The organism is Serratia sp. C2(1) (assembly GCF_036352655.1).
Lineage (GTDB): Bacteria > Pseudomonadota > Gammaproteobacteria > Enterobacterales > Enterobacteriaceae > Serratia > Serratia inhibens.
Genome location: NZ_JAZFBA010000034.1, coordinates 1 through 255, shown reverse-complemented (window position 1 = coordinate 255; position 255 = coordinate 1). Strand labels below are relative to the sequence as shown.

Here is a 255-nt window from a genome sequence, read left to right as displayed (position 1 = left end):
AGCGCGGTATCGTTAAAGTTGGCGAAGAAGTTGAAATCGTGGGTATCAAAGACACCGTTAAGTCTACCTGTACCGGCGTTGAAATGTTCCGCAAACTGCTGGACGAAGGCCGTGCTGGCGAGAACGTGGGTGTTCTGCTGCGTGGTATCAAGCGTGAAGATATCGAACGTGGTCAGGTACTGGCTAAACCAGGTTCAATCAAGCCGCACACCAAGTTTGACTCAGAAGTGTACATCCTGAGCAAAGAAGAAGGTG

The 255-nt window shown here is 50.2% G+C and carries 1 protein-coding gene; it reads left to right on the top strand.

Features of this window, described 5'->3' with window-relative positions; translation table 11 throughout:
* Window positions 1-255 (top strand): EF-Tu/IF-2/RF-3 family GTPase (locus V2S86_RS25415; RefSeq protein WP_330764618.1); only part of this gene is annotated, 255 nt, incomplete at both ends.